Here is a 14,512-nt window from a genome sequence, read left to right as displayed (position 1 = left end):
GACGCATCCGGGTGCGGGCGATATAATCGGCCCAATTTAGCGACGTTAGGCGCTTGCAGCGCCGCCGCTTCCCTTGATGAGGCGTCGACCATGGCCCAATACACCGTCAACACCCTCGAACACCACTGGATGCCCTTCACCGGCAACCGCGACTTCAAATCCGATCCCCGCCTCCTGGTGCGGGGAGAGGGCATGTATTACTGGAACCACAAGGGCGAGAAGCTGATCGACGGCGTGGCCGGGCTGTTTTGCTGTGCCGCCGGGCACGGCCGGCGGGAGATCACCGAGGCCGTGACCAAACAGCTCGAGGAAATGGACTACGGCCCCCACTTCCAGACCGGCCACCCGGCATCCTTTGAACTGGCCAGCCGGGTGGCGGCTCTGACGCCGGGATCGCTCAATCGTATCTTTTTCGGCAATTCCGGCTCCGAGGCCATCGATACGGCGATCAAGATCTCTCTGGCCTACCACCGGGCCCGCGGCGAGGGCCAGCGTCAGCGCCTGGTATCGCGCGAACGGGCCTATCACGGCGTCAATCTCGGGGGCACGGCGCTGGGCGGGCTGGTCAAGAACCGTGAGGCCTTCGGGCTTGGCCTCCCCGGGGTCTTCCACATGCGTCACACCTGGCTGGAGGAGAACAGGTTTACCAAAGGCCAGCCGGCGGCCGGCGCCGAACTGGCCGACGATCTCCAGCGTTTCGTCGAGCTCCAGGGCCACGACACCATCGCCGCCTGCTTCGTCGAGCCCATCGCCGGCTCCACCGGGGTTCTGGTGCCGCCCGTGGGCTATCTCGAGCGCTTGCGCCAGATCTGCGACCGGCACGGCATCCTCTTGGTCTTCGACGAAGTGATCTGCGGCTTTGGCCGCACCGGCCAGGCCTTCGCCGCCGACAGCTTCGGCGTCACCCCCGACATCATCACCATGGCCAAGGCCTTGACCAACGGCAGCCAGCCCATGGGTGCCGTGGCGGTCAAGGAGGGGATTTACGACACCATCGTCGATGCCGCCCCCGAGAACGCCGTCGAACTTTTCCACGGCTACACCTATTCCGGCCATCCGGCGGCCTGTGCGGCCGGCATCGCCACCATGGAGATCTACGAGAAAGAAGGGCTCTTCGAGCGCGCCGCCAAGCTCTCGCCGGCTTTCCTCGACGCCGTGTTCGCTCTTCAGGACATCTCCATCATCACCGACATCCGGGGCTATGGCATGCTGGCGGCCTTCGATCTGGCCCCGGCCGCCATGCCGGGGCTGCGCGGCCTGGAAGTCCTCAAGCGCCTCTTTGCGGCCGGCCTGCACGTCAAGATGACAGGCGATAGTTGCCTGTTGTCGCCGCCGCTGATCGCCGAGGAATCGCACATCGAGGAGATTTGCTCCATCGTGCGCGGCGTCCTCGCCGAGCTTTGATGGATGGTGCTGTGATGGCAGGCAAACTTCCCGATCAGGCCCAGGTCGTCATCATTGGCGGCGGCATCGTCGGCTGTTCCGTGGCCTACCACCTGGTCAAGCGGGGCTGGTCGGGCGTGGTGCTGCTGGAGCGCAAGAGCCTGACCTCGGGTACCACCTGGCACGCCGCCGGTCTGGTCGGCCAGTTGCGCGCCACCCATAATCTTACCCGCCTGGCCCAGTACACCACCGAGCTCTACGCCTCGCTGGAGGCCGAGACCGAACAGGCCACCGGCTTCAAGCAGAACGGCTCGCTGGCCGTGGCGGCCGACGAAGAACGCTTCGAGGAGCTCAGGCGCGGCGCCTCCATGGCGCGCTGCTTCGGCCTCGAGGTCGAGGTGGTGACGCCGGCCGAAGCCGGCCGCATGTGGCCGCTCTTGAACATCGACGACCTGGTGGGCGCCGTCTTCCTGCCCAAGGACGGCCAGTGCAATCCCACCGACACGACGCAAGCCCTGGCCCGCGGGGCCCGCAATGGCGGTGCCCGAATATTCGAGAACACTGCCGTCAGGGCGGTTCACACGAAGGCGGGAAAGGTCAGCGGCGTGGCCACCGACCAGGGCGATATCACGGCCGAATACGTGGTCAACTGTGCCGGTATGTGGGGGCGCGAAATCGCCGCCAGCGTCGGCGTCAACGTACCGCTGCACGCGGCCGAGCACTTCTACGTCGTCACCGAGTCCATGGACGGCATGCACGGCAAACTGCCGGTGTTGCGCGATCCCGGCGGCTGCACCTACTTCAAGGAAGATGCCGGCAAGATGCTCTTTGGCGCCTTCGAGCCGGTGGCCAAGCCCTGGGGCATGGACGGCATCCCCGAGAACTTCGAATTCGGCCACCTGCCCGACGACTGGGAGCATTTCGAGCCGATCATGGAACTCGCCCTCAATCGCGTGCCGGCGCTGGCCGAGGCCGGTATCCAGCTCTTCTTCAACGGCCCCGAGAGCTTCACGCCCGACGACCGTTATTTGCTCGGCGAGGCGCCCGAGCTGGGCAATTTCTTCGTTGCCGCCGGCTTCAACTCGATCGGTATCCAATCCGCCGGCGGTGCCGGCCGGGTGCTGGCCGACTGGATGGTCGATGGCCACCCGCCGATGGATCTCTGGGACGTCGACGTGCGTCGCTGCCTGCCCTTCCAGGGCAACCGGCGGTATTTGCACGACCGCACGGTGGAAGCGCTGGGCTTCTTGTACGCCATGCATTGGCCCTACCTCCAGCCCGAGACGGCACGGCCGGTGCGCACCTCGCCCCTGCACGAGAGGCTCGAGCGGGCCGGTGCCTGTTTCGGCGAAACGGCGGGCTGGGAGCGACCCAACTGGTATGCCCCCGAGGGCGCCGATGCGCGCTACGAATACAGCTACGGCCGCCAGAACTGGTTCGAATATTCGGCCGCCGAACATCGGGCGGCGCGTCAGGGCGTGGTGCTCTTCGACCAGACCTCGTTCGCCAAGTTCCGCCTCGAAGGCCCCGACGCCGAGGCCGAGCTCGGCCGCATTTGCGCCGGCGACGTGGCGGTAGCGCCGGGCCGCGTGGTCTATACCCAGTGGCTCAACGTGCGCGGCGGCATCGAGGCCGATCTCACCGTGGCGCGCCTTGGCGAAACCGCCTACCTGATCGTCAGCGCCGCCGCCAGCCAGGTGCGGGATTTTGCCTGGCTCCAGGCCTCGCTCTCGCCCGAGGCCCGGGTCACGGCCACCGACGTGAGTTCGGGAATGGCGGTGATCGGCCTGATGGGCCCCAAATCACGCCAGTTGCTGGCCGAACTTACGCCTACGGCGCTCGACGACGCCGCCTTCCCCCGGGGCCACCATCGCGAGATCGAAATCGGCTACGCCCTGGCCACAGCCATGCGTATTTCCTACGTCGGCGAATTGGGCTGGGAGATCTACCTGCCGACCGAATTCGCACGCTCGGCCTACGACGTCATCGTCGCCGCCGGCCGCGGCCACGGCCTGCTTCACGCCGGCTTTCACGCCATGGATTCGCTGCACCTGGAGAAGGGCTACAAGCACTGGGGCCACGACATCACCGACGAGGACACGCCGCTGGAGGCCGGCCTGGGCTTCGCCGTGGCCTTCGACAAGGCGGCCGATTTCGTCGGCCGCGAGGCCTTGCTGCGCCAGCGCGAAAGCGGCGTCGGGCGGCGCCTGGTGCTTTTCGCTCTCGATGATCCCGGACCCATGCTCTATCACAACGAACCGATCTGGCGCGACGGCGCGCTGGTCGGCCGTCTCACATCGGGCGCCTACGGCCACAGCGTGGGCAGCGCCATCGGCATGGGTTACGTCGAGCTTCCCGGCGGCGCGGCCAGCGCCGACGAGGCCCGCGACTTCATCGCCTCGGGCCGCTACGAGATCGAGGTGGCCTGCCAGCGCCTGGCGGCGAGGGTCCTGCGCTAGGCCGAGTGAGGACGGACCGGGATCCCATAATGAATTTGGCAACGGAGAACGGCCGGCCGCCGGGTGGCCAAGGTGTCGATTTGCGCCGCGGCATCATCTACATGTGCCTCGGCGTGACGCTTTGCTTTCCGGTCATGAACGCCTTGGCCAAGCTGCTGATGGAGAGCTACGCCATTCCGCAGGTGATCTGGGCCCGCTTCGCCGGGCATCTGGTCGTCATGATCCTGTTCTTCGGGCCGCGCCATGGCTGGGGCCTGTTGCGAACCAAACATCCCGCCATCCAGCTGGCGCGCTCGGCCTTGATCATGGGGGCGACGGTGTTCTATTTCATCGCGCTGCATTTCATCTCCCAGCCCACGGTCGCGGTGATCGGCTTCACCGGTCCCCTGGTGGTGGTGATTCTGTCCATCCCGATCCTCGGCGAACAGGTGGGCGCGCGGCGCTGGGCGGCCGTGTTCGCGGGTTTCGTCGGTGCCGTGATCATCATCCGGCCGGGCCTGGGGGTGATGCACTGGGCCGCCATCTTGGTGCTCGGAACGGCTTTTTGCTACGGCTTCTACCAGGTTCTCACACGCCGGATCTCAGGGGCCGATGCGCCAGAAACGAGCAACTTCTACACCGCCCTGGTGGGCTTTCTGGTGCTCAGTGCGGTGCTGCCGTTCGATTTCAGCTGGCCGCAAAACGGCTCCCACCTGGCGGCTTTTGCCGGCCTCGGCACGTTGGGGGCGGTGGGTCATTATTTCGTGGTCAGGGCCTACGAATTCGGCCCGGCCTCGGTGATTTCGCCCTTTGGCTATTTCCAGCTCATCGGCGCCACGGTGGTGGGCTATGGCGTCTTCGGGGATTTTCCAGACACCGTTACCTGGTTGGGTGCGGCGGTGATCGTGGTCAGCGGGCTCTACATCATTCACCGTGAAGCCGTGCAGCAATAGCGTGTTTTTGTAGCCCCTCACCGGGCGGGCGCATCCGCGCCCTTGGCCTCCGCCCCCCTGGGGGGGCGGCTTAGCGCGGCCGCCGTTTGTTCCTTTTTCTGCTTGGTCCTTTTGTGCAACGGGAGCGACCGCGACCCGCCGCTACTGCGGCGCCCCCGCGGAGGCAGCGGAGCGTAGCGGAGCCGCCGTGAGCGATAAAAACCCAACGGGAGCGACCGCGACCCGCTGCCGTGAGCGACAAAAAAACCTAGCCCGGATCTCATGAAATGAGATCCGGGCTAGGCCCAGCCGCCGGCCAGCGGCATGACGTGGCCGGTGATGAAGTCGCTTTCGCCCAGCGCCAGGAAGGCGATGGCGGCCGCCGCTTCGGCCGGCTTGCCCAGGCGGCCCAACGGGATGTTGCGGGTGATCTTGGCCAGGGCCTCGGCGTTGGCCAACAGGTCGGGCGGAAAGTAACTCGGGCTTTCGACGTAGTTGGGGGCGATGGCGTTGACCTGGATGTTGTGGCGCGCCAGCTCCTTGGCCAGCGACAGCGCCAGAGCGTTGGCGCCGCCGCGGGCGGCCACGTACATGGAATAGTTGGGCAGGCCGTGAAAGGGTACGGCCGAGGTGACGAAGATGATCTTGCCGCCTGCCTGCGCCTTCATCTGCGGCACTGCCGCCGCCGACATGGCGAAGGGCGCCACCAGCATGCTCTCCAGGCCGGCCCGCAGGTCGTCGAGGTCGGCCTCCTCGACGGCCGCTCGAATGGCCGGAAAGGCGTCGTTGCAGACCAGCGCGTCGAGCCGGCCGTGAGCGCCTACCACCGCACCAATCAGTTTTCTGGGGTCGCTTTCCGGGCTGGCCGAGAGCCCTGGATTTTCGACCTCGAATTCCTCTCGTGCCGTGGCTTCGGCGAAACTCGCATCATGGCAAACCACGGTCGCGCCCTGGTGCGCCAGTTCGCTGGCGGCCGGCAGTCCGACGAAGTGGCGGACGTTGGTGACGAGGGCTATTGGGCTCATGGCTCTCTCCCCGATCGATCCTGACGCATCCTGGAAACCGAGTGCCTCCCCGGCCATTGTCATTACTCGGTGCAATCGGCTACGGTTTCGGCAGAGGGGGGATGATAGTCGCGGACGCCCCCAGCGTGCATCCGTAAAATCTGGTCGCCAAAATAAACGCCCGCCCAGGCCGCCGAGGGAGAGAGTTCATGCTTGAGGTCAGAGATCTCCACGCCTACTACGGCAAAAGCCATATCCTGCAGGGCGTCAATTTCAGCGTCGGCGAGGGCGAGATCGTCAGCCTGCTGGGACGCAACGGCGTGGGCCGCTCGACCACCATCAAGGCCATCATGGGCGATGTGCCGCCCCAGGGCTCGATCAAGTTCCGCGGCAGCGAAATCGCCGGCCGCAAGACCCACGACATCGCCCGGCTCGGGCTGGGCTACGTGCCCGAGAACCGCGACATCTTTCCCACCCTGACGGTGCGGCAAAACCTCATTCTCGGCATGAAGGGCACCAAGCAGACCGGGCGCTGGTCGATCGACGACATGTTTCGTATCTTTCCCCAGTTGCGCGAACGCGCCGACACCTCGGGCGGCGTCATTTCGGGGGGCGAGCAGCAGATGCTGACCATGTGCCGCACCTTGATGGGGGACCCGGAGCTGGTCATGGTCGACGAGCCGACCGAGGGCCTGGCGCCCAAGCTCGTCGAGCAGGTGGCCAACCTTTTGGACGAGATCGCCAAGCGCGGCGTCTCCATCCTGCTGGTCGAGCAGAAGCTGACCATCGCGCTCAAGATATCCCATCGCCTCTACGTCATGGGCCACGGCCGTATCGTCTTCGAGAGCACGCCCGACGAGTTTCGTGCCAACGACAACGTGCGCAAGGAATGGCTGGAAGTTTCCTGAGGCCGCCACGGGCGGCTCCGCCCCATACCAATTCTAAACTCATGGAATGCAAATGAACGATCTCGTTGATTTCACCCGCGACGGTAACATCGGCGTCATCACCATCAACAACCCGCCGGTCAATGCGCTGGCCCAGGTCGTGCGCCAGGGCATCCAGGACGGCGTCGAGCAGGGCATAGCCGATGCCGCCGTCGAGGCCATCATCATCGTCGGCGGTGGCCGCACCTTCATCGCCGGGGCCGACATCAGCGAATTCGGCAAGCCCCTGGCGGCGCCCGATTTGAACAGCGTGCTGGCGACCATCGAGAATAGCCCCAAGCCCGTGGTGGCGGCGCTGCATGGTACGGCGCTGGGCGGCGGCCTGGAAGTGGCGCTGGCCTGTCATTATCGCTGTGCCCTGGCCTCGGGCGCGGTAGGGCTGCCCGAGGTCAAGCTCGGGCTGCTGCCGGGCGCTGGTGGCACCCAACGCCTGCCGCGCCTGGTGGGGCCGGAAGCGGCGGCCGACATGATTATCGGCGGCAATCCCGTCGCGGCACCCAAGGCGGCCGAACTGGGCATCGTCGACGAGATCGTCGAGGGCGATCTGACGGCCGCGGCGGTCGCCTATGCCGCCCGTCTGGTGGCTGAGGGTGCGCCACTCAGGCGCATCCGCGACATCGACGATAAGGTTGCCCCGGCGCGCGGCGACGCGGCGCTCTTTGAGGGCCTGCGCAAGAAATTCGCTCGTCAGGCTCGCGGCCAACCGGCCCCCTACGCCTGCCTGGAAAGCGTGCGGAATGCCGTTGAGTTGCCCTTCGAGGAGGGCATGAAAAAAGAACGCGAGATCTTCACCGGCCTCATGGCGTCCCCCGAATCGGCGGCGCTACGCTACGCCTTCTTCGTCGAGCGCGAGGCCAACAAGATCCCCGACGTTCCCCGGGACACGCCGAAGCGCGAAATCAAAAGCGCCGCCATCATCGGCGCCGGCACCATGGGCGGCGGCATCGCCATGAATTTCGCCAACGCCGGCATACCGGTGACGCTCTTGGAGGTGACCCAGGAGGCGCTCGACCGCGGGCTCGGCGTGATCGAGCGAAATTATGCCTCGACGGTCAAGCGCGGGCGCCTGAGCGAGGCCAAGATGAAGGATCGTCTGGCGCTGATCCGGGGCGTGCTCGACTACGACGAATTGGCCGAGGCCGACGTCGTCATCGAAGCCGCCTTCGAGGAGATGGAGCTGAAAAAGGAAATCTTCAGCAAGCTCGACGCCGTCTGCAAGCCTTCCGCCATCCTCGCCTCCAACACTTCGACTCTCGACATCGACGAGATGGCGGCCCAGACCAAGCGCCCGGGCAGCGTCATCGGCATGCATTTCTTCAGCCCGGCCAACGTCATGCGCTTGCTGGAAGTGGTGCGCGGCGCCGAGACCGACAAGGACGTCATCGCCACCGTCATGGCCCTGGGCAAAAAGATAGGTAAAGTCGCCGTGCTGGTGGGGGTGTGCGAGGGCTTCGTCGGCAACCGCATGCTGCACGGCTATGGCCGCGAGGCCAATTTCCTCTTGGAGGAAGGCGCGCTGCCGGCCGACATCGACCGGGTGATCTACGATTTCGGCATGCCCATGGGGCCCTTTGCCATGGGCGACATGGCCGGCCTCGACATCGGCTGGCGCATCCGCAAGGCCAAGGCCGCCAGCCGGCCCCGCAACGTGCGCTATTCGCCCATCGCCGACAAGCTTTGCGAACTCGGTCGCTTCGGCCAGAAGACGGGCTCGGGCTGGTACCGCTACGAAGAAGGCAAGCGGGCGCCCATCGATGATCCCGAGGTCGAAAAGATCATCGTCGAGACCTCGGCCGAACTGGGCTATGAGCGCCGCCAGATATCGGACGAGGAAATCCTGGCGCGCTGCCTCTACCCCCTGATCAACGAGGGCGCCCGCATCCTCGAGGAAGGCATGGCGCTGCGCGCCAGCGACATCGACATCATCTGGATCAACGGCTACGGCTTCCCGGCCTATCGTGGCGGGCCCATGTTCTACGCCGACCAGGTGGGGACCAAAGCGGTCTACGACGCCATCGTGCGTTTCGCCGAGGAACAAGGCCCCCAGTTCTGGGAACCGGCACCCTTGCTGGCTAAGCTGGCGGCCGAGGGCAAGGGGTTCCTGGAGCGCTAACGCCCATGGCCCGCCAAAACTTCAACTTCTTCTTTCCCTTCCGCGTGCGCTACGCCGAAACCGATGGCCAGGGCGTGGTCTTCTACGGCAATTATCTCATCTACTACGACACCGCGATTTCCGAATACTTCCGCGAGCTGCCCTACGACTACATGGCCGAGGTCAAGCGCACCGGTGCCGACTTCCACGTCGTGCGGGCCAGCGTCGATTACAAGGAACCCATGCTCTACGACCAGGTGATCGAGGTCGGCGTGCGGGTATCGAAGATCGGCCGATCAAGCCTCACCTTCGCCGCCGCCATCTTCGAGCAGGGCGGCGAGCGGCTTTTCAGCACGGGCGAGATCGTCTGGGTCAACACTGACCAGACCAGCCACAAGTCGGTGCCGGTGTGGCCGGATTTGGTGGCGTTGATCGAGAAGCGGGAAGGGGGCGAGGTGGCGGCCTAACTAAAGCAGCCCCAGCGCCTTGAAGCTGGCCTCCCCCTTCTTGCCGATGACCACATGGTCGTGCAGCGAAATCCCCAGCTTCTCGCCGGCCGCCGCCACTTCGCGGGTCATTGCGATGTCGGCCTTGGAGGGTGTCGGGTCGCCGCTGGGGTGATTGTGCACCATGATGATGGCCGAGGCTTCGAGCTCGAGGGCGCGCTTGACCACCTCGCGGGGGTAGACCGGGGTGTGGTCGACGGTGCCCTTTTGCTGCTCCTCGTCGGCAATGAGGAAGTTCTTGCGGTCGAGAAAAAGTATGCGGAAGCGTTCGGTCCTGCTGTAGGCCATTGAGGAACGGCAGTACTCCAGCAGCGCTTGCCATGAGCTCAGCGCCGGGCGGTTGAGCACCTGCGCCTGGCCCAGGCGCAGCGCCGCGGCACGCACCGTCTTGAGGGCGGCGATGGTGCTTTCGCCGACGCCACTGACTTCCTCGAGGCGGGCGGGATCGGCGTTCATCACCTCGGCGAAATCTTTGTTGAAGTGCGCCAGCAGGTCCTTGGCCAGCGGCTTGACGTCACCTCTGGGCTTGGCCAGAAACAGCACCAATTCCAGCAGCTCGTAATCGGCCAGGCCGCCGGCGTCGCTGGCCAGGCGTTTTCTCAGGCGGTCGCGATGGCCGAGATAATGGGGTTTCTTGTCAGCCATAGGGCGGGCTGTGCAAGCCGGCCGGGCTGAGCGTGAGGATCTCGTGGCCCGCCTCGGTGACGGCGATGGTGTGTTCGAACTGGGCCGAGAGCGAGCGGTCCTTGGTCACCGCCGTCCAGCCGTCGTTCAAGAGCTTCACCTGCCACTTGCCCAGGTTGATCATGGGCTCGACCGTGAAAAACATGCCGGGGCGGAATTCCGGGCCCGAGTGCGGCTCGCCGTAGTGCAGCACGTTGGGGGCGTCGTGGAAGAGGCGCCCCAGGCCGTGGCCGCAGAAATCGCGCACCACGGAACATCTTTGGCCCTCGGCAAAGCTTTGCACGGCATGGCCGATATCGCCGAAAGTGGCGCCCGGCCGGATCACCTCGATGCCGCGCATCATGGCTTCATAGGTGACGTCACAGAGCCGCCTGGCCTTGACGCCGACCGGGCCCACGAAGCACATGCGGCTCGAATCGCCGTGCCAGCCGTCGACGATGACGGTGACGTCGATGTTCAGGATATCGCCCTTCTTGAGCACCTTGTCGCCGGGAATGCCGTGGCAGACGACGTGATTGACCGAGGTGCAGATCGAGGCCGGATAGCCGCGGTAGTTGAGCGGGGCCGGCACCGCGCCGGCGGCCCGGATGAAGTCGTAGCACTGGCGGTCGAGGAAGGCGGTGGTGACGCCCGGCTCGACCAATTGGACCACGTAATCCAGCGTTTCGGCGGCCAGGGCGCCGGCCTTTCGCATACCGGGCAGGTCCTCGGCAGCATGCACCCTGACGCTGCCGGTGCGGCGCGGTGGCGCCTCGGTCTGTTCGGTGGTGTTCATCTAGCTCTTTCGCAACACTCGAGATTAGCGAAGGGGCCCCTCGATCGCCTTGTCGACGACGATTTGCCGAGGCGTGAGTTTACAGCAATAAGCCATCGCCTCAACGCCGACCGCCAAGGCCCGATCCAAGGCGGCGTCGTAAACGGGGTCGATGTCGGCGGCGATGGCCAGGCGCCGGCAATCGCCGCGCTGAACCAGATAGAGCATGACGGCGCGCCGGCCAGCCTTGACCATGTCGGAAAGCTCGGCGAGGTGCTTGGTGCCCCGTGCCGTCACCGCATCGGGAAATTCGGCCAACCCGGGCTGGCGGCGGAAGTGGACGTTTTTGATTTCGACGTAGCAGGGCGGTTTGGCGTCGTCCTCGAGCAGGATGTCGATGCGCGAGTTGCGGCCGTAACGCACCTCGCGGCGCAAGCCGGCATAGCCCGCCAGTTCGGGGATTTTTCGCCGCTCGATGGCCTCGGCCACCAGGGCGTTGGGGTGCTGCGTGTTGATGCCCACCAGGCTGCGGCCCGAGCGCACCAGTTCCCAGGTGTATTTGAGCTTGCGTTTTGGGTTTTGGGCCGGCGACAGCCAGACCTCGGCGCCCTCCTCACAAAGGCCCCGCATCGATCCCGAATTGGCGCAATGCGCCGTCACCCGCCGGCCGTCGGCCAGTTCGACATCGGCCATGAAGCGCTTGTAGCGCCGGATCAGTCGGCCGGCGATCAGGGGATCGGCAAAGCGCATGGTTCGATTCCGTTGGTTTTCGCGGGGATGCTATAACGGGGGGAGCGAACCGGCGCAAGCACACGGGTGAGGGGCCATGGCGGCTGAGGAACGCATCGTAAGCGGCTGTTTGATCATCATCGGCGACGAAATTCTCTCCGGCCGCACGGTGGATGCCAACCTCTCCTTTCTGGCGCGCCGCCTCAACGAAGTGGGCGTGCGCCTGACCGAAGCCCGGGTGATACCCGACGACGAGGAGACCATCGTCGCCACCGTCAACGGGTGCCGGGCGCGCTACGACTACGTCTTCACCACGGGCGGCATCGGGCCCACCCATGACGATATCACTGGGGCCGCCATCGCCAAGGCCTTCGGCGTCGACTGGGCGCTCAGCGACGAGGCCCATGCCATCCTCACCGGCCACTATAAGATGACCGGTGCCGAGCTCAACGAGGCCCGGCTCAAGATGGCGCACGCTCCGGTGGGCGCCGAGCTCATCGAGAACCCCATCAGCAAAGCGCCGGGCTATCGCCTGGAGAACGTCTTCGTCTTCGCCGGCATTCCCGCGGTCATGCAGGCCATGTTCGAAAGCATCGCCCATCGCCTGACGGGGGGCGCGCCGGTGCTTTCGAGGACAGTTGCGGCGACGCTCCCTGAGGGCACCATCGCGGCCGATCTCGGCGCCTTGCAGGAGCGCTATCCCGGCATCGACATCGGCTCCTACCCCTTTTACCGCCGGGGCAAGTTCGGCTGCTCGCTGGTGCTGCGCGGCACCGACGCGGCGGCGCTGGGTGCCGCCGCCGACGAGTTGGCCGCCATCATCCGGGCATTGGGCGAAGAGCCCATCCTCGGCGAAGAGGGCGAGGAGCCCATCCTCGGCGAAGAGGGCGGGGAGCCCATCCTCGGCGAAAAGGGTGAAAATCCCGAGGCTGGCCAGGAAGCAAAATGAGCCGCCAAGCCGCCCACCTCAGGAGCGCCTCGCCGGCCGATGCCAGCGCCATCGCCGAGGTCTATATCGAAAGCTGGCGCAGCAGCTATCGCGGTCTGATACCCGAGCCCGTGCTGGACGGCATGAACGCCCTCAAGCAGACCAGCGACTGGTGGGGTGTGCTCTGCCGCTCCGAGCCCGGGCGCGGCGCCGTGGCGGCTGTGGACGATGCCGGCCGGGTGTTCGGCTTCGCATCCTTCGGGCCGGCCCGCCAGGGCCAGGCGGGCGATTGCGGCGAGGTTTACACCCTTTACCTGTTGGCCGCCCGGCAGGGCCGCGGCAGCGGCAGGCGTTTACTGGCGGCGGCGGCCCGGCGCTTGCGGGCCGCGGGCTTTCGCTCGCTGGCGGTTTGGGCGCTCGCCGACAACCCGGCCTGCGCCTTTTACGAGCATCTGGGCGGTGTCGCGGGGGAACGCCGGACGATCACCATCGGCGGTACCGGGCTGCACGAGGTTTGCTATTTGTGGCCCGAGCTTGGGCCCCTGACGGGCCACTTGTTGGCGGCCGAAGAAGCACCTTGAGGGCGCTGCATTCCGACAAAAATATGCAATAATGCATAGACAAAAAGCCTTGCCGCTGCGGCTGCCACAAGGCGCCGAGAATTCTAGGCGCGCACTTTGAGGGCGGCGACGACGAGGTGCACGGCGGCCACCTCGGCGGCGTCGTAGGCCAGGCTGTCGGGCGGGCCGAATTGTTCCAGCAGGAGCTGGGCGGCACTGCGCCGGACCAGGCGCTTGACGAAACCCTGGCCGTCGCCGAGCTGCACCACGACATCGTCGCCCGGCGCTGGCGGCAGGGTCGGATTGACATACAGCAGATGGCCGTGGCCAAACACCGGCTCCATGCTGGTGCCGTTGACGTAGACGGCGTAGGCCGTCGGCACGCCCATCAGAAACCAGGGCCTCTCGGCGTATGATTGGATCACGCCCTGATCGAAAAAATAACCCTCCGAGCCGCCTCTGGCCTCACCCATCACCGGTAGATCCCGCGGTCCCGCCAGCGCTGGCGGGGCGCCTTCGCCGGCCTGGCCGAGATCGCCCCCACCGCCGCTTAAGTCGGTGCCTCCGCCGGTTTCCCAACCGCTCCCCATGCCGCCGCCGAACTCGGCCGGCAGCGCCAGACCGCTGGCCGCCGCCACTTTGGCCAGGCTGCGGGCGCTCAGCGAGTGCGTCACCTTCGGGTTGTTGAGAAATCGGGTGATGGTGGTTGGTGCCAGTCCGGCCCGGCGAGCCAGGGTGGTGGCCTCCCAGCCGGTTTCCCGCAGCACGCCGCGAACGTAGTCCCGGGCGATGCGTTGATGTTCGTCGATCATGGGCGATTATGCCATCGCAACGAATGCAAATGCAAATGCATTATTGCTTGCATTTTGGCAAAGACTACATACAATTAGTGCATATTTGCAAATGGGGTGAACGGCGACCGGGCAACAGACAAACCAACGACAGCAAAAGGTTGCCGGCCCCCTAGTGTGATGATTCTGAAGTTCGGCGCATTTCAGGCGGCGAAATTCGGGATCTGAATCACACTAGAATCAAATGTTTAGTGGCCTGCTTATCCCAGAAATTCATCCTATGAATTTCTGGGGTAGGGCACTAGGGGATGACTGGATCACAGGGAGGGCAGGCAGTGACAGCAGCCAAATCAACCAACAAAGGGAATTCCACTATGCGGGCGGCCACGGCGCGGTATGAGCCGTGTCGGCTGGCCTTGCGCTGGCGCGTCATGCCGGCTCCGGCCAAACATTGGTAGCAGGCCGAGCGGCCGGGCACGACCAGGGGGCCAACCCGCACCACATGGGCCGCCATCAGGGCAAAGCTGAAGGGCCGCTTGACCTCGAGCGCCGCGGCGTTGGCCTTCCTCAGGGCAATCGGGTCGCCATCGTCGCTGCAGATCAGCGTTAGCGACGATGCCGGCTGAAGTAGCGTAGGCGAGTTCTGTGGGGTGGCGGGCATCATGGACGGTCGCACGGCAGTGGTGGCAATTGTGATCGGGCTCGGCGGGCTCGGCGGACTTGGCGCCGTGGCCGGGTTGGGCGGCTGTGCGCTGCCGCGCGAT

Annotated in this window: 14 protein-coding genes; 8 read left to right on the top strand and 6 right to left on the bottom strand. The window is 65.7% G+C overall.

Annotation, left to right across the window (positions count from 1 at the left end):
- The first annotated feature begins 90 nt into the window (after positions 1-90).
- Genes QGG75_08375 through QGG75_08365 form a run of 3 tightly spaced genes read left to right on the top strand, consistent with a single transcriptional unit; the run spans position 91 to position 4,774 of the window.
- Positions 91-1,404, top strand: a complete 1,314-nt coding sequence (locus tag QGG75_08375; GenBank protein ID MDP6067252.1) for an aspartate aminotransferase family protein — start codon at positions 91-93, stop codon at positions 1,402-1,404.
- Positions 1,405-1,418: 14 nt separating this feature from the next.
- The gene (locus QGG75_08370; protein ID MDP6067251.1) at positions 1,419-3,842 is read left to right on the top strand and encodes an FAD-dependent oxidoreductase; all 2,424 of its coding nucleotides are present in this window, start codon (positions 1,419-1,421) and stop codon (positions 3,840-3,842) included.
- A 29-nt stretch (positions 3,843-3,871) separates the two neighbouring features.
- Positions 3,872-4,774, top strand: coding sequence for a DMT family transporter (locus QGG75_08365; protein ID MDP6067250.1), 903 nt, complete (start codon positions 3,872-3,874; stop codon positions 4,772-4,774).
- Positions 4,775-5,052: 278 nt separating this feature from the next.
- Here the strand turns inward: QGG75_08365 and QGG75_08360 are convergent, their stop codons facing one another.
- The gene (locus QGG75_08360; GenBank protein MDP6067249.1) at positions 5,053-5,778 is read right to left on the bottom strand and encodes an SDR family oxidoreductase; all 726 of its coding nucleotides are present in this window, start codon (positions 5,776-5,778) and stop codon (positions 5,053-5,055) included.
- Positions 5,779-5,966: 188 nt separating this feature from the next.
- On the opposite strand from QGG75_08360, the gene QGG75_08355 reads away from it, so the two are divergent.
- The 3 genes from QGG75_08355 to QGG75_08345 are packed head-to-tail and all read left to right on the top strand — an operon-like array spanning position 5,967 to position 9,263.
- Positions 5,967-6,665 carry an ABC transporter ATP-binding protein gene (locus tag QGG75_08355; protein ID MDP6067248.1) on the top strand — a complete coding sequence of 233 codons (699 nt, stop codon included), beginning with the start codon at positions 5,967-5,969 and terminating at the stop codon, positions 6,663-6,665.
- Between the two features lie 52 nt (positions 6,666-6,717).
- Complete coding sequence (locus QGG75_08350; GenBank protein MDP6067247.1) at positions 6,718-8,817, top strand: 3-hydroxyacyl-CoA dehydrogenase NAD-binding domain-containing protein; 2,100 nt, start codon at positions 6,718-6,720, stop codon at positions 8,815-8,817.
- A gap of 5 nt (positions 8,818-8,822) precedes the next feature.
- On the top strand, positions 8,823-9,263 hold the full coding sequence (locus QGG75_08345; protein MDP6067246.1) for a thioesterase family protein: 441 nt from the start codon (positions 8,823-8,825) through the stop codon (positions 9,261-9,263).
- On the opposite strand, the gene radC is transcribed toward QGG75_08345, so the two are convergent.
- Genes radC through sfsA form a run of 3 tightly spaced genes read right to left on the bottom strand, consistent with a single transcriptional unit; the run spans position 9,264 to position 11,490 of the window.
- The gene (radC, locus tag QGG75_08340; GenBank protein MDP6067245.1) at positions 9,264-9,947 is read right to left on the bottom strand and encodes a DNA repair protein RadC; all 684 of its coding nucleotides are present in this window, start codon (positions 9,945-9,947) and stop codon (positions 9,264-9,266) included.
- Complete coding sequence (map, locus tag QGG75_08335; GenBank protein ID MDP6067244.1) at positions 9,940-10,761, bottom strand: type I methionyl aminopeptidase; 822 nt, start codon at positions 10,759-10,761, stop codon at positions 9,940-9,942. Before map ends, radC begins: the two co-directional genes overlap by 8 nt.
- A 24-nt stretch (positions 10,762-10,785) precedes the next feature.
- A complete protein-coding gene (sfsA, locus tag QGG75_08330; protein MDP6067243.1) occupies positions 10,786-11,490 on the bottom strand; it encodes a DNA/RNA nuclease SfsA in 705 nt (234 codons plus the stop codon).
- Positions 11,491-11,566: 76 nt separating this feature from the next.
- Between sfsA and QGG75_08325 the strand changes: the two genes are divergently transcribed.
- Complete coding sequence (locus QGG75_08325) at positions 11,567-12,418, top strand: molybdopterin-binding protein (protein MDP6067242.1); 852 nt, start codon at positions 11,567-11,569, stop codon at positions 12,416-12,418.
- Complete coding sequence (locus tag QGG75_08320) at positions 12,415-12,978, top strand: GNAT family N-acetyltransferase (GenBank protein ID MDP6067241.1); 564 nt, start codon at positions 12,415-12,417, stop codon at positions 12,976-12,978. Before QGG75_08325 ends, QGG75_08320 begins: the two co-directional genes overlap by 4 nt.
- An 83-nt stretch (positions 12,979-13,061) precedes the next feature.
- On the opposite strand, the gene QGG75_08315 is transcribed toward QGG75_08320, so the two are convergent.
- Positions 13,062-13,769: a S24 family peptidase gene (locus QGG75_08315; GenBank protein MDP6067240.1), complete on the bottom strand. Its 708-nt coding sequence runs from the start codon at positions 13,767-13,769 to the stop codon at positions 13,062-13,064.
- Positions 13,770-14,049: 280 nt separating this feature from the next.
- A complete protein-coding gene (locus tag QGG75_08310; protein MDP6067239.1) occupies positions 14,050-14,412 on the bottom strand; it encodes a hypothetical protein in 363 nt (120 codons plus the stop codon).
- Between the last annotated feature and the right edge of the window lie 100 nt (positions 14,413-14,512).

The organism is Alphaproteobacteria bacterium, from assembly GCA_030740435.1.
In the GTDB taxonomy this organism is placed as follows: Bacteria; Pseudomonadota; Alphaproteobacteria; order UBA2966; family UBA2966.
This window is presented reverse-complemented; position numbering and strand designations above follow the sequence as displayed.